Source organism: Methylobacterium sp. J-077 (genome assembly GCF_022829365.1).
Classification (GTDB): Bacteria; Pseudomonadota; Alphaproteobacteria; order Rhizobiales; family Beijerinckiaceae; genus Methylobacterium.
In genome coordinates this window covers 137864-157551 of sequence record NZ_JAKSYJ010000114.1, presented here as the reverse complement: position 1 = coordinate 157551, position 19688 = coordinate 137864, and the positions used below count along the sequence as shown (strand labels likewise).

Annotated in this window: 19 protein-coding genes; 10 read left to right on the top strand and 9 right to left on the bottom strand. The window is 70.2% G+C overall.

Annotated features, from left to right (window positions below; all coding sequences use genetic code 11):
• The first annotated feature begins 182 nt into the window (after nucleotides 1-182).
• Nucleotides 183-698 carry a BA14K family protein gene (locus MKL11_RS12065; RefSeq protein WP_243943583.1) on the top strand — a complete coding sequence of 172 codons (516 nt, stop codon included), beginning with the start codon at nucleotides 183-185 and terminating at the stop codon, nucleotides 696-698.
• Nucleotides 699-801: 103 nt separating this feature from the next.
• Here the strand turns inward: MKL11_RS12065 and MKL11_RS12060 are convergent, their stop codons facing one another.
• Nucleotides 802-2391: a catalase gene (locus MKL11_RS12060; protein ID WP_243943581.1), complete on the bottom strand. Its 1590-nt coding sequence runs from the start codon at nucleotides 2389-2391 to the stop codon at nucleotides 802-804.
• A gap of 137 nt (nucleotides 2392-2528) precedes the next feature.
• Here MKL11_RS12060 and MKL11_RS12055 point away from each other — a divergent pair, with 137 nt between their 5' ends.
• From MKL11_RS12055 to MKL11_RS12040, 4 genes are all read left to right on the top strand, one after another.
• A complete protein-coding gene (locus MKL11_RS12055) occupies nucleotides 2529-3458 on the top strand; it encodes a LysR substrate-binding domain-containing protein (protein WP_243943579.1) in 930 nt (309 codons plus the stop codon).
• A 259-nt stretch (nucleotides 3459-3717) separates the two neighbouring features.
• The gene (locus MKL11_RS12050; protein ID WP_243943577.1) at nucleotides 3718-5208 is read left to right on the top strand and encodes an argininosuccinate lyase; all 1491 of its coding nucleotides are present in this window, start codon (nucleotides 3718-3720) and stop codon (nucleotides 5206-5208) included.
• 360 nt (nucleotides 5209-5568) lie between these two features.
• Nucleotides 5569-6627: an AbrB family transcriptional regulator gene (locus tag MKL11_RS12045; RefSeq protein ID WP_243943575.1), complete on the top strand. Its 1059-nt coding sequence runs from the start codon at nucleotides 5569-5571 to the stop codon at nucleotides 6625-6627.
• Nucleotides 6624-6971 (top strand): diacylglycerol kinase, encoded by a 348-nt coding sequence (locus tag MKL11_RS12040; RefSeq protein ID WP_243943574.1) that lies wholly within the window; start codon nucleotides 6624-6626, stop codon nucleotides 6969-6971. The genes MKL11_RS12045 and MKL11_RS12040 overlap by 4 nt, the downstream gene beginning before the upstream one ends.
• A gap of 13 nt (nucleotides 6972-6984) precedes the next feature.
• Here MKL11_RS12040 and MKL11_RS12035 read toward each other — a convergent pair whose 3' ends face one another.
• Nucleotides 6985-7350, bottom strand: coding sequence for a DUF5615 family PIN-like protein (locus MKL11_RS12035; protein ID WP_243943572.1), 366 nt, complete (start codon nucleotides 7348-7350; stop codon nucleotides 6985-6987).
• Nucleotides 7334-7903: a DUF433 domain-containing protein gene (locus tag MKL11_RS12030; RefSeq protein ID WP_243943570.1), complete on the bottom strand. Its 570-nt coding sequence runs from the start codon at nucleotides 7901-7903 to the stop codon at nucleotides 7334-7336. Before MKL11_RS12030 ends, MKL11_RS12035 begins: the two co-directional genes overlap by 17 nt.
• A gap of 152 nt (nucleotides 7904-8055) precedes the next feature.
• Here MKL11_RS12030 and MKL11_RS12025 point away from each other — a divergent pair, with 152 nt between their 5' ends.
• The 3 genes from MKL11_RS12025 to ilvA are packed head-to-tail and all read left to right on the top strand — an operon-like array spanning nucleotide 8056 to nucleotide 10195.
• Nucleotides 8056-8307 (top strand): type II toxin-antitoxin system ParD family antitoxin, encoded by a 252-nt coding sequence (locus MKL11_RS12025; protein WP_243943568.1) that lies wholly within the window; start codon nucleotides 8056-8058, stop codon nucleotides 8305-8307.
• Nucleotides 8304-8594 (top strand): type II toxin-antitoxin system RelE/ParE family toxin, encoded by a 291-nt coding sequence (locus tag MKL11_RS12020; protein ID WP_243943557.1) that lies wholly within the window; start codon nucleotides 8304-8306, stop codon nucleotides 8592-8594. Before MKL11_RS12025 ends, MKL11_RS12020 begins: the two co-directional genes overlap by 4 nt.
• 17 nt (nucleotides 8595-8611) lie before the next feature.
• A complete protein-coding gene (ilvA, locus tag MKL11_RS12015) occupies nucleotides 8612-10195 on the top strand; it encodes a threonine ammonia-lyase, biosynthetic (protein ID WP_409565853.1) in 1584 nt (527 codons plus the stop codon).
• Here ilvA and MKL11_RS12010 read toward each other — a convergent pair.
• The 3 genes from MKL11_RS12010 to MKL11_RS12000 all read right to left on the bottom strand — a co-directional run bounded on the left by MKL11_RS12010 (nucleotide 10192) and on the right by MKL11_RS12000 (nucleotide 13414).
• Nucleotides 10192-10851 carry an MgtC/SapB family protein gene (locus tag MKL11_RS12010; RefSeq protein ID WP_243943552.1) on the bottom strand — a complete coding sequence of 220 codons (660 nt, stop codon included), beginning with the start codon at nucleotides 10849-10851 and terminating at the stop codon, nucleotides 10192-10194. The genes ilvA and MKL11_RS12010 overlap by 4 nt on opposite strands.
• Before the next feature lie 216 nt (nucleotides 10852-11067).
• The gene (locus tag MKL11_RS12005) at nucleotides 11068-12006 is read right to left on the bottom strand and encodes an EcsC family protein (protein ID WP_243943550.1); all 939 of its coding nucleotides are present in this window, start codon (nucleotides 12004-12006) and stop codon (nucleotides 11068-11070) included.
• A gap of 25 nt (nucleotides 12007-12031) precedes the next feature.
• Nucleotides 12032-13414 carry an AmpG family muropeptide MFS transporter gene (locus tag MKL11_RS12000; protein WP_243943548.1) on the bottom strand — a complete coding sequence of 461 codons (1383 nt, stop codon included), beginning with the start codon at nucleotides 13412-13414 and terminating at the stop codon, nucleotides 12032-12034.
• 240 nt (nucleotides 13415-13654) lie between these two features.
• Between MKL11_RS12000 and MKL11_RS11995 the strand changes: the two genes are divergently transcribed.
• Both MKL11_RS11995 and MKL11_RS11990 read left to right on the top strand, forming a co-directional pair.
• A complete protein-coding gene (locus tag MKL11_RS11995; RefSeq protein WP_243943884.1) occupies nucleotides 13655-14695 on the top strand; it encodes a PAS domain-containing protein in 1041 nt (346 codons plus the stop codon).
• A 66-nt stretch (nucleotides 14696-14761) separates the two neighbouring features.
• Nucleotides 14762-15205: a response regulator gene (locus MKL11_RS11990; RefSeq protein WP_243943546.1), complete on the top strand. Its 444-nt coding sequence runs from the start codon at nucleotides 14762-14764 to the stop codon at nucleotides 15203-15205.
• Between the two features lie 177 nt (nucleotides 15206-15382).
• Here MKL11_RS11990 and mutS read toward each other — a convergent pair whose 3' ends face one another.
• The 3 genes from mutS to MKL11_RS11975 form a co-directional block, all read right to left on the bottom strand.
• On the bottom strand, nucleotides 15383-18100 hold the full coding sequence (gene mutS, locus MKL11_RS11985; RefSeq protein WP_243943544.1) for a DNA mismatch repair protein MutS: 2718 nt from the start codon (nucleotides 18098-18100) through the stop codon (nucleotides 15383-15385).
• 151 nt (nucleotides 18101-18251) lie between these two features.
• On the bottom strand, nucleotides 18252-18548 hold the full coding sequence (locus MKL11_RS11980; protein ID WP_243943542.1) for a hypothetical protein: 297 nt from the start codon (nucleotides 18546-18548) through the stop codon (nucleotides 18252-18254).
• 255 nt (nucleotides 18549-18803) lie between these two features.
• A complete protein-coding gene (locus tag MKL11_RS11975; protein ID WP_243943540.1) occupies nucleotides 18804-19664 on the bottom strand; it encodes an alpha/beta fold hydrolase in 861 nt (286 codons plus the stop codon).
• Between the last annotated feature and the right edge of the window lie 24 nt (nucleotides 19665-19688).

The following is a 19688-nucleotide window of genomic DNA, read 5'->3' as shown; positions in this document are numbered from 1 at the left end:
CGCGCCGCATCTGGCTGCCGAGTGCCGGAAAGGCTGTCGCCCGCACCCGACAGTCGCGGCTGCGTTGCCGGAAGCGCAGGCAAAATCCCCTTGACGGAGGCCGTGTCCGGCTCGCGATAACTCAGAGTATTCCGCTGCGTCCGCCTGCGAGCGCGACCGGCGTCTTGCTTCGGGTGAACCGCATGACACGCATCGACAAGTCGGCACTTCTTCTGGCTGCCGCCGCCATCATCGCGCTTCCTCCGATGATGGCGGGCGCAGAGGCGCGCGGCTTCGGAGGCGGCTTTCATGGCGGTTTTGGGAATCGGGTCGGAGCCTGGGGGCGGCCTCTGGGGCCGGTCCGGCCCGGTCCCGCCATCGTTGGCGGGCGGGCGCACCGGCCCGGCTTCGCGTTCCGGCGTCCCTCTTATCACCGGCCCTGGTATGGCGGCCCTTACGGCTACGGGCTCGCCGGCCTCGGGCTCGGCTTCGGCCTGGGCAGCCTGTGGTTCGATGACGGCTATCCATTCTACGACAACGACTATGTCTACGCGCCGCAGGTCTACGCGGCTCCGGCCGACGTGCCGCCCGTCGTCGAGCCGGACGGCGGGGCCGATCTCTCCGCGGCCGTCGCGGCCTGCGCCCGCCGCTTCAAGACCTACGAACCCACGACCCAGACCTATATCGGCAAGGGCTACGTCCGCCGCCACTGCCCCTAAGCGCCGTTCGCGCCTCGGGATGAGGCCAAAAAGAAGGCCCCGCGGGCTTCAACCCGCGGGGCCTTCTGTCCTTCACGATCCGGTTCGGCGCGGAGTAAAAAGCTTACTCGGCGGCGACCCGGTGGGCCTGAGAGCCGTCGGTGTAGGTCTCGGACTGCAGGCGCTTTCCCGGGGCGGCGCGGCCCGGCAGCGGCGGCAGGGCCTTGGCCTTCTCCAGATCGATGCCCGCACCCTCGGCGACGCGGCGGCCGTAATCCTCGTCCGCGTGCCAAAAGTGCCAGACCATCCGCAGCTGGATCGGCTCCGGGCACTGCTTCATGTCGTTGACGAGGTTGGCAATCAGGTCGTCACGCTCCCAATCCTGGAACGAGCGGTAGCGGACGCCGGCCTGGGTGTAGTCGTCCTCGGTCCGCGAGGTCTGGTAGCGGCCGAGATTGCCCTGAACCGGCTGATGGTAGTCCTTGGCGGGCTTCGGCGCCTCGCGCAGACCTTCGGCCAGCGTCGACGGCTCGTAGTTGATGTGCTTGTTCGGGCCGGTGCCGTCGACCATGTAGGCCATCTGACCGTCGCGCTGGTTCGAGTAGACCTTCACGCCGGGCTGCGGCGCGTTGATCGGCAGCTGGAGGTAGTTGGCGCCGACTCGGTAGCGCTGGGTGTCCGAGTAGGACAGCGTCCGGCCCTGCAGCATCTTGTCGTCCGAGAAGTCGATGCCGTCGACCAGCACGCCGGTGCCGAAGGCCGACTGCTCGACCTCGGCGAAGAAGTTGTCCGGCACCCGGTCGAGCACCATCCGGCCGCAGGGCAGCAGCGGGAACTGGTCCACCGGCCACAGCTTCGTGTCGTCCAGCGGGTCGAACGACAGGTGGTCGTTCGGGCCGTCCGGCATGATCTGCACGGCGAATTCCCACTCGGGGAAGTTGCCGGCCTTGATGTTGTCGTAGAGGTCGCGGGTCGCGTGGCCCACATCCTTGCCCTGGATCTCGGCGGCCTGGGCCGAGGTCAGGTTCCGGACGCCCTGCTTCGGGATCCAGTGGAATTTGCAGAGCACTGCCTCGCCCTGGTCGTTGACCAGCTTGTAGGTGTTGACGCCCGAGCCTTCCATCTCACGGTAATTGGCCGGGATGCCCCAGGGCGACTTCAGGTGCGTCACCATGTGGATCGATTCGGGGTGCTGCGAGACGAAGTCGAAGAAGCGCCACGCCTCCTGGCGGTTGGTCACCGGGTCCGGCTTGAACGCGTGGATCATGTCGGGGAACTTGATCGCGTCCCGGATGAAGAACACCTTCAGGTTGTTGCCAACCAGATCCCAGTTGCCGTCGACGGTCTTGAACTTCACCGCGAAGCCGCGCGGGTCGCGCTCGGTCTCGGGGCTCTCCTTGGCGCCGGCCACGGTGGAGAAGCGCACGAACATCGGCGTCTTCACGCCGGTCTCGGTCAGCACGCGGGCGCGGGTGTACTTGGAGGCCGGCTCGTTGCCGATCTTGCCGTAGGCCTCGAAATAGCCGTGGGCGCCGGCGCCGCGGGCGTGGACGACGCGCTCCGGAATGCGCTCGCGATCGAAATGCGTGATCTTCTCGATGAACTGGTAGTTCTCAAGCGTCGCGGGGCCGCGCTCGCCGACCGTGCGGGTGCTCTGGTTGTCGCGGACCGGATGGCCCTGGCGGGTGGTCAGGATCGGGCGTTGATCGCTCATGCGTCTCGTCTCTCCGTGATGCCTGTGGCCGGCATATGGGGCCGACTCGCCAGGCTGGAACCGTTCCGACGAGGTTATGGACCTCCGCGGTGCCAATGGCTAATGCATCGTCGCAAACGCCGTGATAGGCACAGCCTATGAACCTGTCGGGCCTGTCGCTGCGCGACTTGGAATACGTCGTCGCCGTCGCGGACGAGGGCCATTTCGGCAGGGCCGCGGAGCGCTGCAACGTCAGCCAGCCGACCTTGAGCGTCCAGGTCCGCAAGCTCGAGGCCGCCCTGGGCCTGACCCTGTTCGAGCGCTCGAACCGCCGGGTGCTGCTCACGGAATCCGGACAGGGGATCGTCCGGCAGTCGCGGATCGTCCTGGCCGAGGCGCAGCGGCTCCTAGCGCTCGCCACCGAGGGCCGCGGCTCGCCGCTCACCGGCCGGCTGGTGCTGGCCGCGATCCAGACGTTGGGGCCCTATTTCTTCCCGCTGGTGCTGCGGCCCCTGCGCCAGCAATACCCGCTGCTGACCCTGTCGCTGTCCGAATCGCGCACCGCCGAGATCGTGGAGGGCCTGCGCGACGGGCGCATCGACGCCGCCCTGGTCTCCCTGCCGCTGCCCCCCGTCGGGCTGGCGGTCGCGCCGCTGTTCGTCGAGCCGTTCTGGCTCGCCTGCCCCGCCGAGCACGCGCTCGCCCGCGGCGGCGCCCTGTCGGCCACCGAGATCGCCGGGCCGGACCTGCTGCTCCTCGACGAAGGCAATTGCCTGCGCGACCAGGCGATCGCGGCCTGCGGCGCGGGCTCCTCGGTGGGCCGACACGCCACCAGCCTGGAGACGCTCCGCTCGATGGTGGCGGCCGGGTCCGGCTACACGCTGCTGCCGGCGCTGGCCGTGCCCCCCGGGCCCGACCCGACCGGCCTGACCGTCACCCGGTCCTTCGACGTCGACGGCCCGGGCCGCACCATCGCGCTCGCCTGGCGGGCAAGCGACCCGCGCGCGTCCGGCCTGGCGAACCTCGCGGCGTTCTTCCGCGCGCATGCGCCGCCCGGCACGGCGGCCTGCCGGGATGGGGCGGTGTGAATTCCAGACCTTGAGAAACGCGGCTTGGCCGTCCGATCACCCCCGCGTCATCCCGGGGCTCGGTTTTGCGGCCCCAAGGTGATGGGAGGTGTCTTACGGCTGCCGGCTGGACCACCCTTCGAACCTTGCTGCCGACGGGCCAGGGCTTTCCCAATCGGTGCCCCCGCCGCACACGATCCGGAATGTGAGGTGTGAATCCGCTCCGTATCGGAGAGGATGCTGAGGCCGACACAAGACGCCGGCCCACAGGAGCAGGCGCATGCGGCGCAGACTGATCGCGACCCTGGTCGCCGTCCTCACCCCCGCGGCGGCCCTCGCCGAGCCGCGCGACAGCTTCGCCCGCATCGACGCCATCGATCGCGCCTCCCTGGTGATGACCGTGGAAGCCGGCATCGTCCCGCGGGACCTTGGCGCGCGGATCGCCCAGGCCCTCGATCAGGTCGCCGCGGATGCCGCCAAACCGGGGGCCGAACGGCCGGACGATTACCTGCGGATCGAGCCGCTGATCACGGCCATCGCCGGCCCGGACGCCACCCGGATGCATTCCGGCCGCAGCCGCCAGGACATCATCCCGACGGTGCTGAAGCTCGACCAGCGCGACCGCCTCCTTGATCTGGCCGAAGCCCTGGACGGCACCCGTGCAGCCCTCCTGACCGTCGCGGAGCGCGAGGCCGACACGATCGTCCCGGCTTACACCAACGGCGTGCAGGCTCAGCCGACCACGCTGGGCCATGTCCTGCTCGGCTATGCGGCGGTGCTGGCCCGCGACTCCGACCGCCTGCGCGAGAGCTGGGCGCGGGTGAACCTGTCGCCGCTCGGCGCCGCGGCACTCGGCACGTCGAGTTTTTCGGTCGATCGCGTCCGCCTCGCCGGGCTGCTCGGCTTCGATGCACCGGTGGAGAACAGCTACGATGCCGGCCAACTGGCGCCGATGGATCTCGGCCTGGAGCTGACCGGCCTGTCCGCCAACCTGGCCACCACGGCCGGCACCTTCGCGCAGGATCTCTACGCACAGTATCACCAGACCCGTCCTTGGATCCTGCTGCGCGAGGGGGCCCTGACCGGCCCGAGCAGCATCATGCCGCAGAAGCGCAATCCGGTGGCCCTCTACAGCCTGCGCATGAAGGCGAGCGACGTGGTCGGTGCCGCGCAGGCTTTCGTCATCATGGCCCACAACGTCGATTCGGGCATGCCGGACTACAAGCGCAACCAGGCCGAGCCGCCGGGGCGGACCGTCTCCGAGGCGGCCGAGACCTGCCGGCGCTGGACCCGCGTCCTCGACGGGCTGGTGATCGACCGGGTCCGGGCCGCCGACGAGGTCGCGGCCGATTACTCCACCACCACGGAGCTGGCCGACACGCTCCAGCGCGAGGCCGATGTTCCGTTCCGGCTCGGGCACCATTTCGCCTCCGAGCTGGTGAGCTACGGCCGCGGCCACGACCTGCGGCCGGCCGACCTGCCGTTCGCCGAGGTGAAGCGGATCTACGCGGAGGCCGCCGCTGGCTCGGGACTCAAGCCGGACCTGCCCCTCGACGAGGCCCGGTTCCGGGCGGCCTTGTCGGCGCGGGGCATGATCGACGCCGCCAAGGGCCTTGGCGGCCCGCAACCCGCGGAGGTCCGGCGGATGCTCGCCACCGCCCGGACGCGGCTCGACGCCGACCGGACCTGGCTGGCCGATCGCCGCGCAGCGCTCGCGGCGGCAAGCGGCCGGCTCGATGCGGCTTTCGGGGATATCACCCGGGCGCCGTGAAAACGCCCCTGCGGAAACGCCCCTCCAACCCACCCTCCCCTCATCCTGAAGTGCCGAAGCGCAGCGAAGGCCTCGAAGGAGCGCTCCAGGGATCGCGCGGCCGGCTGGAGGGCTCCTTCGAGGCCCGCTGACGCGGGCACCTCAGGATGTGGGGGTGGGTGGGATCGGCCGGGTGGCGGGCGGCACGCGGTCGAGATGCTTCAGCTTGCGAGGGCCGAGTTCACGCAACCCTGCGTGAACACCGAAGCTCGCCAGCTCTGACATTGGCATTCCGAAAAATCTTTGCCGTGACAGGGCCCAGATTGCAGTGTAGCGGGCCTCCGCCCGGCAATCCGTGCGGGTGAATCCCCACCGGTCGCCTTGCCCTCCTCCCGCACAATCGGCCTATGGGCCGCCCTCGCCGTCGCGTCGGCAGCCGTCTCGTACGGCCTGCTGCAGGCGGGTTTCCCCGCGGCGCTGCTGCTCGGACCGATGATCGCGGCGATCGCCTTCGGGGTCGGCGGCTCGCGTCTGCACGTGCCGCGCGTCGCCTTCAACGCCGCGCAGGCGATGATCGGCTGCCTGGTGGCCCACGCGGTGACCGGGCAGATCGCCCAGACCCTGTTCGAGGACGGGCCGCTGATCGTGGCGGTCGTGCTGGTGACCGTGGCGGCGAGCGGCTTCGTGGGCTGGGTCCTGACGCGGCTGCGGGTTCTGCCCGGAACGACCGCGGCCTGGGGTTCGTCCCCGGGTGGCGCCTCGGCCATGGTGGCGATGGCGGAGGATTTCGGCGCGGATCCGCGGCTCGTCGCCTTCATGCAATATGTCCGAGTCGCTGCCGTGGTGTTCTCGGCCTCGCTCGCCGCCCGGTTCCTGATGGAGACACCGGTCCCGGGCGCCGCCGCCGGGGCGGCCGAGGCGACCGGGCCGCTCTCGCTGCTGGCGACGCTGGCGGTCGCGGTGGTCGGTGCCGGCACGGCCCTGGCCCTGCGGGTGCCGGCCGGCGCGCAGGTCGGCCCGATGGTGCTCGGCAGCCTGCTCCATGCCAGCGGCCTGGTGCGCATGTCCCTGCCGGCGCCGATCCTCGAACTCGCCTATGCCTGCATCGGCATCTATGTCGGCCTGCGCTTCACCCGCGAGACCCTGCGGCTGACCGTGACGGCGCTCCCCGGGATCCTGACGGCGACCTGCTGCGTGATCGCCCTGTGCGCCGCCTGGGGCTGGGGCCTGACATTCCTGCTGCCGATCGATTTGCTCACGGCGGTGCTGGCCACCAGCCCGGGCGGCCTCGATTCCGTGGCGATCATCGCGGTCGGCTCGAAGGCGGATGTCTCCTTCGTGCTGGCCGTGCAGACGTTGCGGCTCTTCGTCGTGCTGCTCACCGGGCCGCTGCTCGCCAAATGGATCAGCCGGTCTGTGCCGGAGGGCATGGCCCGATGAACGCGCTCGTCCTCGCCTTCCTCAATTCCTGGCGCGGCCTGCGCCACGGCGCCCGCACGGAGCGGGCGGTGCGGCAGGAGCTGGTGCTGCTGGCGCTCGGCGTGCCGGTGGCGCTCTTCCTCGGCGCGACCCTGTGGGTCCGGGTCGCCCTGATGGTGAGCCTGCTGTTGATGCTGGCCGCCGAGTTCCTCAACACCGCCGTGGAAAAGCTCTGCGACCACGTCCATCCGGGCCACCACCCGATGATCGGCACCGTGAAGGACCTCGCCTCGGCCGGCACCTTCATGGCGCAGGTTGCGGCGTTGCTGGTCTGGGTGGCGGCGTTGGTGGAGCGGGTGGGGTGAGGTGCCCCCGGTTCTACGACGCTCCGAGGCGGTGAAGGCGGCCGGCGCGATCGATCCGGATCACGCCACCCGGCTTCCGCAGCGCCTCGTCCGCCGCCCCGAGGACCTTTCGGAACAGCTGGCCGGTCTCGCTCGGCGGCAACGAGGGCAGCAGGATCGGCCCCGGATGATCCGGCACCCGCGCGGCCAGGGCCAAAAAATCGCCGGCGTTCACCGTAACCACGACCGCGCGGGCCTCGCATGCGAAGGCGAAGATCGCCGCGTCCGTCGCCTGGCGGCCGAGTTCGGCGACGACGAGGGTGCGCTGCGCGGTGTGGCCCAACCCGTCCGCGATGCCGACCAGGGATTTTGGGCAGCACTCGTCAAGGAGCAGGTACAACGCGGCGCGCTTTTCGGGGCGGCCGGCCCTGGCGCGGGCTGACGCGGTCGAAGAGGATGGCAGCGGAGACCTGATCGGGCGGCAAGTCGAATTCCTCGGCCAGCGTCTCCGGCGAGGTGCCTTGCCGGACCATGTCGGCGATGTGCCGGGCCGGGATCCGCGTCCCGCGCAGAACCGGCTCGCCGCCCAGGATCTCGGCGTTCCGCTCGATCGCCTCGTGGTGCAACTGATCGAGGATCCGCAGTCGATCGGCGAGTTCGGCCTCCACGGCATCAAGGGCGACGCTGAGATGACCGATCCGGGCGGTGTTCCCCCGCGCTTCATGTGCTGCCGCGATCGCATCGCGCAAGCGTTGCCGCAGGGCCGGGGCCAGATCGACGCGCAGATCGCGCACGGCGGCGAGGTAGAGCAGATCCGCGCTGCCGATCTCGCGGGTGGTTTGACCGCGCCCCGCGACGATGCCGGCATCGATCTCGACGTTCACCCCGCGCACGCTGGACTGGGTGACGAAGGCGGCTTCCGGGACCGTGAGGGGGTGGCGGGCCAGCGGCATCGAAACCTATCCGTGACGGCGGATCAATTTATGAGGCGCAGGACCCACGTGCAAGAATGATCGGTCCGACGTGTCGCTGGCTGCCAAGCTGAGTCGGCATGGCATCCGGTGAAAATCTTTGCCATGCTGCGCGACGATGGAGGCCGTTCGGCATGGTAACCCTGAACGTGTCGTTGCCTGAGGCGATGAAGGACTGGGTCGAGGCTCAGGCCGGGACCGGGCGCTTTGGCAGCGCTAGCGCCTATGTCCGCGATCTGATCCGCCGGGATCAGGAAAAGAGCGACGGCCTTGCGCAGCTTCAGACGCTGATTGCCGAAGGGTTCGACAGCGGCATCAGTGAGCAGTCGCTGGATGATGTCCTGGCCGAGGCCCGGGAGCGCGTGCGGGTTACCCGAAATCCGTGACCATCCGGACGACGCGGCAGGCGGACCGGGATCTCATCGATATCTACGCGGCCGGTGCCGCCGCCTTCGGCAGCGACCAAGCCGAGCGGTACTATGCAGGGCTGAAGGCGCTGTTCGCCCTGCTGGCCGAGAACCCGCTGATGGCCCGCCTGCGGGATGATTTCGTGCGGCCGGTGCGGCTGTATCCCTACCGCGCCCATGTCGTCGCGTATGTCGAGCAGGCGGACGGCATCCTGATCGTCCGCGTTCTGCACGGCCGCCAGGATTGGGCGCGGCATCTGACCTGAACGGGCACGACGCTCGCATCTCGCGGCGCGAGGGTCTATCTCGGCCCATCCGCGCCGCGCGCCCAAGTCCCAAAAAAATGACCGACTACATCCGAAAGATCCTGACCGCTCGCGTCTACGACGTGGCGATCGAGAGCCCGCTCGATCCGATGCCGCGGATGACGCAGCGGCTCGGTCGGCCCGTGCTCTTGAAGCGCGAGGACCTGCAGCCGGTCTTCTCGTTCAAGCTGCGCGGCGCCTACAACAAGATGTCGGGCCTGAGCCCGGACCAGATCGCCCGCGGCGTGGTCTGCGCCTCGGCGGGCAACCATGCGCAGGGGGTGGCCCTGGCCGCGGCCAAGCTCGGGGCGCGGGCGGTGATCGTGATGCCGCGCACCACCCCGTCGATCAAGGTCGATGCCTGCCGGGCGCGCGGCGCCGAGGTGGTGCTGCACGGCGACGCCTTCGACGAGGCCCTGGCCCACGCGAGGATCCAAGAGGCCGAGCAGGGACTGACCTTCCTGCACCCATTCGACGATCCCGAGGTGATCGCCGGCCAGGGGACCATCGGCAAGGAGATCCTGGAGCAGCATACCGGCCCGATCGAGGCGATCTTCGTGCCGGTGGGCGGCGGCGGGCTCGCGGCCGGGATCGCGACCTTCGTGAAGTACCTGCGGCCGGGCACCAAGGTGATCGGGGTCGAGCCGGAGGACGCCGCCTGCATGGCCGCGGCGCTCGCCGCCGACACCCGGGTCAGCCTCCCCTCGGTCGGGCTGTTCGCCGACGGCGTCGCCGTGCGCCAAGCCGGCGAGGAGACGTTCCGGCTGTGCCGCGAGCATCTCGACGAGGTCATCACCGTCGACACCGATGCCATGTGCGCGGCGGTCAAGGACATCTTCGACGACACGCGCGCGGTGTCCGAGCCGTCGGGCGCGCTGAGCCTCGCCGGGGCCAAGCTCTACGCCGAGCGCGAGGGCGGCGACGGCACCCTGATCGCGATCTCCTCGGGGGCGAATCTCAACTTCGATCGGCTGCGCCACATCGCCGAGCGGGCGGAGATCGGCGAGCAGCGCGAGGTGCTGCTCGGGGTCACCATCCCGGAGCAGCCCGGCGCCTACCGGGCCTTCATCCGGGCGCTCGGGCCCCGCGCGATCACCGAATTCAACTACCGCCACGCGCCCGGCGCCGAGGCGCAGATCTTCGTCGGCATCAACGTCGCCGGGGGCAAGCGCGAGAAGCAGGCGCTGATCGGCGACCTGCGCGAGGGCGGCTACCGGGTGCTCGACATGAGCGACAACGAGATGGCCAAGGTCCATGTCCGCTACATGGTCGGCGGCCGGGCCGTGGGCGTGGCCCACGAGCGGCTGTTCCGTTTCCAGTTCCCGGAGCGGCCGGGCGCGCTGATGAAGTTCCTGGATGCGCTCGGCCCGAACTTCGACATCACCCTGTTCCACTACCGCAACCACGGCGCCGATTATGGCCGGGTGCTGGCCGGGATCGCGGTGCCGCCGGAAGAGCGCGCCCGGTTCGACGCAGCGATCGAGGCGCTGGGCTACCCGGCCACCGACGAGACCGAGAACCCGGCCTACCGGCTGTTCCTCGACGGCGAGGCGGCTGCCTAACCCTCGACCGTGTCGACCGAGATCACGTCCGGGGTCTCGCGCAGCTTGGCGGCGATCACCTCGAAGCTGGTGCGCGACAGCCGGACGAAGGTGACGGTGACCGCGTCGAGTTCCGGGTCGGCGGCCGGGCGGGTGGTGAACTGGCGCACCCGCGAGGCGCGCGCGCCGGTGACGTCGTGGAGGGTGTCGATCGACATCGTGCCCTTGCGGACGGTCATCCGCAGGGTCTGGGACCGCATCCGCGCGCGCCAGCGCTCCTCGAACGGCTTGATCCCGGCCAGGATCCCGACCACGAGGGCGGTGGTCGCCAGCGCCGGCACGTAGAGCCCGCTGCCCACCGCGAGCCCGATCGCCGCCACGCCCCAGAGGCTCGCCGCGGTGGTGAGGCCCTTCACCACCTCGCCGCGCAGCAGGATCGTGCCCGCCCCCAGGAACCCGATTCCCGACACCACCTGCGCGGCGATGCGCGAGGGATCGAGCACGACGTTCTTGGTGCCGAGCACGTCGCTGAAGCCGAAAGCCGAGACGATCATGATCAGGCAGGAACCGACGCAGACGAGCATGTGCGTCCGCAGGCCCGCCGCCCAGAGCAGCCGCTCCCGCTCCAGCCCGATCACGCTGCCGGCCAGAGCCGCCAGGGCGAGACGGGTCACCATCTCGGCGTTGCTGATCAGGATCGCCTCCGTCGCTCCGAGTCACCCGGACCGGTTCTGGCGGTGCCGGGAGGACGGATCAAGGCGGGTTCGGAATTTGACCGCACGCCGTCATTGCGAGCGCAGCGAAGCAACCCAGCGTGGCGCGCGATCCCCGAACTCGGCGTATCTCTGGGTCGCTTCGCTGCGCTCGCAATGACGGTGAAGCGGAAAAACCGCTCAGGCCACCCCGAGTGCCGCCTTCTCCACCTCGTAGGCTGCCCGCACCACGGCCGGACCATAGTTCCGCTCCAGCCGCCGCACGGTGAAATGCGCGCGGGCGGTCGACTGGAAGTGGCTCATGAAGGCGGTGTTCACCGCGGCGCCGCCGAAGGCACCCAGCACCGGTACCGCCTGGGCGGCAACCTTCTGGGAGACCACGAGGCCGAACCGGGCTGCGATCTGCGCGGTGAACCGGATCAGGGCCGGTGCCGACTGGTCGAGGAGAGTCTTGCTGCCGGCATAGCGCGCCGCCTCGGACAGGGTCTTGGCGAGCGCCGCGCGGACGGCGAAGTAGCCGCTCTCGTTCAGCGCCGAGCCTGCCTCGGTCTCGGACGCCGTACGGCCGCCCAGGGCGAAGACCTGGACGCAGGCGAGGGCACCCTCCGGCGTCTCCAGATCCTCGCCCTCCTCCCGGGCGATCTCGGCGATCGAGCGCAGCATCAATGTGGTCGAGACCGGAAGCTCGACGGCCAGGGTCGCCAGCCCGAACGCGCCGCCGATGGCGCCGGACAGGGCGGCGAACGCCTTGTGCTTGGTGTCGCCCGAGCCGAGCAGCCGGGTCAGCCGGCTCTCGGTCTTGGCGACGCCCGCCTCGATCGCGGTGCCGTCCGCGGGGACCACGTTCGTGCGCGGCAGCGTCGCCAGGGCGACCCGCAGGGCGCCGCGCATCGCCGCCTCGGTGGACCGGCCGACCGCCTCGGTGACCGGGGCGGGCAGCGAGCGGCCGATGATGTCGAGGGGGGCGCCGGCGGCCGAGGACAGCCGGGCGGCCAGGCTCGGCCGCTCCAGCACCTGCACGGCCCGGCGCAGGGCGGCGAGATCGGCGTCGCTCAGGGCCGTCTCGGGAATCGTCGCCGGCACGGTCGCGTCGGCGCGGGTGAGGTCGGTCGTGCTCATCCGGGAATCCCTGGATCTGGTCGCGTCACGCGGTGCCGGAGGCCCGCGCCGTGGAAGGAAGCTCGGGCGCCGGGATGCGGTTCCCCGCCGCCTCGGCCGCCCGCGCCGCGGCCTCGTCCTGCCGCTGCCCGCGCCGTCCGACCGCGAGGCACAGGATCAGCACCGGGATCCCGACCAGCGATGTCATCACGAAGAAGGCCGGGTAGCCGATCGCCGCGACCACGAAGCCCGAGGAGCCGGCGATCAGCTTGCCCGGCAGGGCGTAGAGCGAGGAGAACAGCGCGTACTGCGTCGCCGCATAGGCGGTGCTGGTGAGGCTGGACATATACGCGATGAGGACGATGCCCGCGAAGGAGCCGCAGAAGTTCTCGATCGAGATCGCCACCGTCAAGCGCCAGATCTCGGGGGCGCCGGCCGAGAGCCATGCGAAGGCGAGATGCGAGGCGGCGGCCAGGAACGCGCCGAGCAGCAGGGTCGGGAACAGCCCCAGCCGCGCGAGCGCCCAGCCGCCGGCGAAGCCTCCGGCGATGCCGACCCAGATGCCGTAGAGCTTCGTGACGGTGGCGATCTCCTTCAGGTCGAAGCCGAGCGTGCGGTAGAGCGGGCTCGCCATCACGCCGGAGAGGAAGTCCGGCAGGCGGTAGAGCGCCACCAGCAGCAGGATGCCCCATAGCGCGCCGCCGAAGCGGCCGTGCAGCTCGATCAGCGGCTCCAGCACCGCCCGGCGCATCGACCAGAACCGGGAATGGCCGGTGGCGTCCGCCTGCACCCGCGGCGGCGCGTCGAAGGCCGGCGCCAGCAGGGCGGCGATCATGCCCACCAGCATCAGGGCCGCCATGGTCAGGTAGGCGAGCGTCCAGCCCCCGGACGCGGCGATGAACAGGGCGCCGGCCCCGGCCGCGATCAGCCCGAGCCGGTAGCCGAGGTTCGAGGTCGCCGCCAGGATCCCCTGGAAATCGCTGCCGGCGGCGTCAATCCGCCAACCATCCACCACGACGTCCTGGCTGGCCGCACAGAACGCCACCAGGAATGCGCCGAGGCCGAGCAGGGCCAGATTGGTCTTCGGGTCGGAGAAGGCCATCAGGATCAGGCACAGGGCGACGGCGCCTTGCGTCGTCACCATCCAGGCCCGGCGCCGACCGAGCCGATTGGTCAGGACCGGGACGTTCAGCCGGTCGATCGCCGGCGCCCACAGGAATTTCAGCGAGTACGGCAGCGCCACGTAGCTGAACAGGCCGATCGCCCGCACGTCGATATCCGAGAAGGCGAGCCGGAGCGTGAAGGTCCCGAGCACCAGCAAAAGCGGCAGTCCGGAGGAGAATCCGAGCGCCAGCATCAGCACGATCCGCCGGTCCTCGACGATGTCGCGCAGGTGAAAGCGACGCAAAGCCTGTGGCGGGTTGCCCATCGCATGGAACTCCTGAGCGCTATTGGCCTTGATCTCGCGAAATCGTGGCAGCCTTGGGCCGTTCGGGTCTTGGCTGAATCGGGAGGCCGAGCGCCTTTATCATGGTCGAAGCATGTTTAACGCGGCGTCCACGTTCCGCATCCGCGGAGTGCGCAGGGGCCCGCCGCGCGCCCAAGTCGTGTCGACCAAGTGTGGAATGATGTGTTGAGTGCCCGTTCCGAGCCCAGTTCGCCGCACGCGATGCTGGTCGATGCCTTCGCGCGCAGTCCATCGCCAATGGTCATCACCGACGCGCGCGCGCCCGACAACCCGATCTCCTGGGCCAACGACGCATTCCTGGCGCTGACCGGGTTCGACGTCGACGAGCTCCTAGGTCGCAACTGCCGCATGCTCCAGGGATCGGGAACCGATCCGGCCGAGGTCGCCCGGATCCGTGCCGCCGTCGAGGCCGGCAATCCGGTGACCGCGGAGCTGCTGAACTACCGCAAGGACGGCTCGACATACTGGAGCGCGATGACGATCACGCCGGTCCATGACGAAGCCGGCCTCGCCTATTTCTACGCGGCGCAGGCCGATATGACCCATACCCGCGAGCGCGAGGTGACGATGCGCGTCACCAACGACGAGCTGGAGCGCCTGGTCGCGGCCCGGACCCGCGACCTCAGCGCCGCCCTGGAGCAGAAGACGGCGTTGCTCCACGAGGTCGATCACCGGGTGAAGAACAATCTTCAGGTGATCTCCTCGCTGATGCTGCTCAAGGCCCGCCGCACCCCGGAGGGCGATGCGCGCGACGCGCTCCAGGGCATGGCCGAGCGGATCGGCGCACTCTCGACCGCGCACCGGATGCTCTACTCGGAGGGCGACTGCACCCATTTCAACCTCGGCGACTTCGCCGCCGAGTTCCTGTCCGACATCAATGCCGGGCTCGACCACGACAAGCAGCGGGTCGAGGCCGAGGTCGAGCCGATCGCGGTGGCGGCCGCCATGGCCGCGCCGCTGGCCCTGCTGATCCACGAACTGACCGCCAACGCCCTGCGCCACGCCTTTCCGAATGCCCGGGAGGGGCGCGTCTCGATCACGGCCCGCCGCACCGAGGCCGGCATGCAGCTGACGATCCGGGACGACGGCGTGGGCCTGGCCGCGGCGCCCCCGAACCCCGCCGGCTTCGGCCGGAATCTCGTGGAGATGGTGGTCCGCCAGCTGCGCGGCACCATCGCCTGGGCCGATGCCGGTCCCGGCACCCATGTCGAGATCGATATCCCGCTCCAGCTGCCGGCTTGAGAATTCGAGCCAAACGCTTCAAGCTCGCGGCAAGCTCAGCGGTCGAGACACCAAAAGGGAGATCGCATGAGGGGTGGGAACGCCGGCGCGGACGCTGCGCTCCGCATCCTCGTGGTCGAGGATGAGGTGCTGATCGCGCTCGAGCTCGAATGTCTGCTCGACGAACTCGGGCACGTCACGGTCGGCATCGCCGGAAGTTCGGCGGAGGCGATCGCGCTCGGCCGCGCGGCCGAGCCAGACGTCGCCTTCGTGGACATCCATCTGGTCGACGGCCCGACCGGCGTCGAGGTCGCCCGGGCGCTCGCGGCCGACCCGCGAATCACCGTGGTGTTCATGACCGCCAACGCCAAGCGCATCCCGGCCGACTTTGCCGGCGCCATCGGGGTGATCGCCAAACCCTATTCCGAGCGCGTGGTCGCCAGCATCCTGGACTGGGTCGCCGCCCGCCGGGCCGGCCGCGTGCCCGAGCATGGGGCGCCGGACGGGTTTCATTTCGCGCCGGTGCCATAGTTTTTCTGCAACCGGCTCTCCCGACGACCCTCCTCATGCCGAGGTGACGCAGCGAAGCGAAGGCTTCGCAGGAGGCCTCCAGCCAGCCGTACGATCCCTGGAGCCCTCCTTCGAGGCTGCTGCGCAGCACCACCTGACGATAAGGGGGGGTGGTGGGAGACGCCGCACGCCCCACGATCACCGCCTCTCAACCCGCTCCCGCTTCAGCCGGTAGAGCGCATCCAGCGCCTCCCGGGGCGTCAGCGCGTCCGGGTCGATGGCGTCGATGAGCGCGCCCAGGGGATCCTCGGCCGGGGGCTCCGGCGGCGGTGGCGGTGCGAGCGCGGCGAACAGCGGCAGATCGTCGATCTTGGCCCTGGCCGGGCGTCCGCGTTCGGCCTTCTCCAGGCTTCTGAGGATCGCCCCGGCCCGCGCCACGACGCTGCCGGGCAGTCCGGCCAGCCGCGCGACCTGCAGGCCGTAGCTGCGCTCGGCGATGCCCGGCACCACCTCGTGTAGGAACACCACGCCGTCGCGATGCTCGGCCACCTTGAGCGTGGCATTGTCGAGCCGGGCCAGCCGGTCGCCGAGCGCGGTCAGCTCGTGGAAATGCGTGGCGAACAGCGCCCGGCAGGCATTGGCCTCGTGAAGGTGTTCCAGGCAGGCCCAGGCGATCGACAGCCCGTCGAAAGTCGCGGTGCCCCGGCCGATCTCGTCGAGGATCACCAGGGAGCGCCGGGTCGCCTGATTGAGGATCGCCGCGGTCTCGACCATCTCGACCATGAAGGTCGATTGCCCCCGCGCCAAATCGTCGGCGGCACCGACCCGGGAGAACAGCCGGTCGACCCGCCCGATCCGGGCCGAGGCCGCCGGCACGAAGGCGCCCATCTGGGCCAGCACCGCGATCAGCGCGTTCTGGCGCAGGAAGGTCGACTTGCCGCCCATGTTCGGGCCGGTGATCAGCCGGATCCGGCCGCGCGTCTCGCCCGACAGGTCGCAATCGTTGGCGATGAACGGCTCGCCGGCCCGGCGCAGGGCCGCCTCGACCACGGGGTGACGACCACCGGTGATGGCAAACGCCAGCGAATCGTCGACCTCGGGCCGGCGCCAGTCCAGCTCGACCGCGAGCTCGGCGTTGCTGGCCGCGACATCGATCGCCGCCAGGGCTTCGGCGACCTGCGCAGTCTGCGAAGACTGTTCGACGATACGCGCGGCCAACGCGTCGAAAATCGCGGATTCGAGGGCGAGCGCGCGGTCCGACGCGCCGGAGATCCTGCACTCCAGGTCGCCGAGTTCGACGCTGGTGAAGCGCATCGCGTCGACCATGGTCTGGCGATGCACGAAGTCCCGTTGGAGGCCCTTCAGGCAGGCCTCGCCCACCGATTGCGGAACCTCGATGAAGTAACCGAGCAGGTTGTTGTGCTTGATCCGAAGGGTCCGGCAGCCGGTTTCCTCGGCATAGCGGGCCTGGAGCGCCGCCACGACCTTCCGGGAATCCTGGCCGAGCAGGCGCGCCTCGTCGATCTCCGCCGAATAGCCCGCGCGGACGAAGCCGCCATCCCGACGGGACAGGGGCAGCTCATCCGCCAGAGCCGCCTGCAGCGTCTGCGCCAGGGCCGGATCGGCCGCCCTGAGGGATTCGGCGATCTCGGCGAGCTCGGCTGTTGCCGCCCCCGCCTGGGTCAGCACCGCGCCGAGCCCCGCCGCCGCGATCAGCCCGTCCCGGATCGCAGCGAGGTCGCGGGGACCTCCGCGCCCCAGACCCACCCGGGAGAGTGCCCGCGCCAAGTCGGGTGCCCGGGCCAGCGTCTCGCGGATTGCCCGGCGGAGGGCGTGGTCCTCGGCGAGATACGCCACCGTCTCGTGCCGGCGAGCGATCCGCGCCAGGTCGGTCAGTGGCCCGGCCAGGCGCTCGGCGAGCAGCCGGGCGCCGTTGGCGGTCACGGTCCGGTCGATCGTGTCGAGCAGGCTGCCGGTACGCTCGCCCGAGAGCGTACGGGTCAGTTCGAGGTTGGCGCGGGTCGCCGCGTCGATGGCCAGTGTCGAGCCCGCCTCTTCGCGAGTGGGCACCGAGAGAGGCGCCCGGGCGGCGAGCTGGGTGCGGGCGATGTACAGGAGCCCGGTCCCGGCCGCCTGGATCTCGGCCCGGGTGAAGCTGCCGAACCCATCGAGCGTCGAGACGCCGTATTGCTCCCGCACCCGCCGCTCGGCCGCCGCGGGCTCCAGTTCCGCCTGGGCCAGGGGGACGATGGCAGCCCGGCTTTCCTGCCAGATCCGCGCCAACGCCGGATCGGCATGGATCGCCTCGGACAGGACGATCTCCCGGGGATCGTGCCGGGCGACCGCCCCGGCGAGATCGCCGCTCGCAACCTCGCTCAGGGAGAAGCGCCCGGTGGAGATGTCGATGGCGGCCAGGCCGTAGGCGGTGGCGCCCTCTCCGGTCTTGCGCCGCCCGATCGCCAGCAGGAGGTTGGCGCTCGCCGGATCGAGCAGGCGATCCTCGGTGATCGTGCCCGGCGTGACAAGGCGCACCACCTCCCGCCGCACCACCGATTTCGGCCCGCGCCGCTTGGCCTCGGCGGGATCCTCGGTCTGCTCGCAGACAGCGACCCGGTTGCCCAACGCGATCAGGCGGCTGAGGTAGTCGTCGGCCCGGTCCACCGGGACTCCGCACATCGGGATCTCCGCGCCGCCGTGCCGGCCGCGCTTGGTCAGCACGATGCCGAGGGCCCGCGAGGCGATCTCCGCGTCGCCGAAGAACAGCTCGTAGAAATCCCCCATCCGGTAGAACAGGAGGCAATCGGGGTTGGCCGCCTTGATCTCGATATACTGCGCCATCATCGGCGTGGCGCCGGCCGGATCCAGGGCGGCGGTGGGCGGCGGTTCGGGGGCGGTGCGGACGGCGGTTCGGGCCATCCCGCCTCTTAGCAGAGAGCCGTTGCCGAATCAGGCCGTGCCGCGCGACGCGCCTGGGGAGAAACCATCACCACCGGTGGATGAGGCCTCCCCGAAACAAAAAACCCGGCGCTGTGAGCGCCGGGCTGTCGTTCGGATCGAGGGGAACGGTTCAGTAGCGCGGGCCGCCGGTGGTGTTGCCGAGGTTCTGCTGGTGGCCGCGCAGGGCCGGGTTCTTCGCGTTCGGACTGCCGTGGCGCATCGTGTTCATGCGGCGCATCCGGCGCTCGTGGCGCGTCGAGTGGTGGCGGTGCATCCGGTGATGGTGATGATGCATCGCCACGGTCTCGACCATGTCGTGGCCGGCCAAGCCCGATTGCGGCATCGCCGGTGCAGCCTGGACCGCCGCGGTTCCAGCGACGAGACCGCCGAAGACCATGCCCGCGGTCAGCAGTGAACGAAATGACATTGTTGAAATGCTCCAGTCCAGTCCGAGAAGTTCCCCCACAATGGCTCGCGGACTGGGATGTTCCTCGTAACGCTGTAAAAAAGCTTCTGTGCAGTCTGCCAAAAAGCAGGATTAACCCGCGGTACAAACCGTAAGGGCACGGTGCGACGACTCTAAGCAATGGCTGAACTGTGTAGATGCAACTTCTGAGGTGAAGAACGCCGTCGGCTACGTAGATCGCCGAAGCTCTGCTGCTGCGCCCGCCTCGACGCCGGGTCAGACCAGGAACTGCCGCAAGGCGGCGTTCACCGCTGTTGGCTCCTCGTGGGCGAGCCAGTGGGTCGCCCGGTCGTACCATGCGATCCGCCCGGCCTCGCAGAGGTCGAGGCTCGCTTCCGCGAGGCCGGATTGCAGGGCGGTGTCCTGCCTGCCCCAGAGGATCAGGGTCGGGACGCGGACCCGCGGGGGTGCCGTCCGCGGCAACTGGGCCAGGGCGCGATACCAGTTCAGCATCGCGGTCATCGCGCCGGGCCGCAGCCAGGCTTCGACGTAGCGGTCGAGGTCGGAGGGCGCGAAGGCGCCCGGCCGGCTCGTGCGGGTCAGCGCCCGCCGCAGCGCCCGGCACCGATCCGCCGTGAGCAGCCGCTCGGGCAGCACGGGGATCTGGAACAGGCCGACATAGGAACTGCGCAGCCACTGACCCGGGTGGCGGCGGATGTAGGAGCCGACAATGCCCGGATGCGGCGCGTTGAGGATCGCGAGCCGGTCGATCCGGTCGGGATAGCGGCTGGCGGTCCACCACGCGACGAGGCCGCCCCAATCGTGGCCGACGAGGCGGATGGTCGCGAAGCCGGAGGCGTCCGCCAGGGCGATCACGTCGCCGGCCAGCCGGTCGAGGTGGTAGGCGGCGACGCCCAGCGGCTTGTCGCTGAGGCCGTAGCCGCGCTGGTCGGGTACGACCAGACGCAGGCCGGCCTCGGCGAGCGGCCCGATCTGGTGGCGCCAGCCGTACCAGAATTCGGGAAACCCATGCAGCAGGATGGTCGGGGGGCCCGCCTGCGGGCCGGCCTCGGCCACGTGCAGGCTCACCTCCGGCAGGCCGACCCGGCGAAACGCAACACCCGCCACATCGCTCATCCGATCCCGCGCTCCGTCGTGTCC

What these genes read in the sequence shown, in the direction of transcription:
- MKL11_RS12005 (WP_243943550.1), bottom strand. Translation starts at nt 12,006, where the DNA reads ATGAGCACGACCGACCTCACCCGCGCCGACGCGACCGTGCCGGCGACG.
- MKL11_RS12030 (WP_243943570.1), bottom strand. Translation starts at nt 7,903, where the DNA reads ATGCCGCTGGCCCGCCACCCCCTCACGGTCCCGGAAGCCGCCTTCGTC.
- MKL11_RS12010 (WP_243943552.1), bottom strand. Translation starts at nt 10,851, where the DNA reads ATGGTGACCCGTCTCGCCCTGGCGGCTCTGGCCGGCAGCGTGATCGGG.
- MKL11_RS12055 (WP_243943579.1), top strand. Translation starts at nt 2,529, where the DNA reads ATGAACCTGTCGGGCCTGTCGCTGCGCGACTTGGAATACGTCGTCGCC.
- MKL11_RS11980 (WP_243943542.1), bottom strand. Translation starts at nt 18,548, where the DNA reads ATGTCATTTCGTTCACTGCTGACCGCGGGCATGGTCTTCGGCGGTCTC.
- MKL11_RS12040 (WP_243943574.1), top strand. Translation starts at nt 6,624, where the DNA reads ATGAACGCGCTCGTCCTCGCCTTCCTCAATTCCTGGCGCGGCCTGCGC.
- MKL11_RS11995 (WP_243943884.1), top strand. Translation starts at nt 13,655, where the DNA reads ATGCTGGTCGATGCCTTCGCGCGCAGTCCATCGCCAATGGTCATCACC.
- MKL11_RS11975 (WP_243943540.1), bottom strand. Translation starts at nt 19,664, where the DNA reads ATGAGCGATGTGGCGGGTGTTGCGTTTCGCCGGGTCGGCCTGCCGGAG.
- MKL11_RS12060 (WP_243943581.1), bottom strand. Translation starts at nt 2,391, where the DNA reads ATGAGCGATCAACGCCCGATCCTGACCACCCGCCAGGGCCATCCGGTC.
- MKL11_RS12050 (WP_243943577.1), top strand. Translation starts at nt 3,718, where the DNA reads ATGCGGCGCAGACTGATCGCGACCCTGGTCGCCGTCCTCACCCCCGCG.
- MKL11_RS12025 (WP_243943568.1), top strand. Translation starts at nt 8,056, where the DNA reads ATGGTAACCCTGAACGTGTCGTTGCCTGAGGCGATGAAGGACTGGGTC.
- MKL11_RS12065 (WP_243943583.1), top strand. Translation starts at nt 183, where the DNA reads ATGACACGCATCGACAAGTCGGCACTTCTTCTGGCTGCCGCCGCCATC.
- MKL11_RS12000 (WP_243943548.1), bottom strand. Translation starts at nt 13,414, where the DNA reads ATGGGCAACCCGCCACAGGCTTTGCGTCGCTTTCACCTGCGCGACATC.
- MKL11_RS11990 (WP_243943546.1), top strand. Translation starts at nt 14,762, where the DNA reads ATGAGGGGTGGGAACGCCGGCGCGGACGCTGCGCTCCGCATCCTCGTG.
- mutS (WP_243943544.1), bottom strand. Translation starts at nt 18,100, where the DNA reads ATGGCCCGAACCGCCGTCCGCACCGCCCCCGAACCGCCGCCCACCGCC.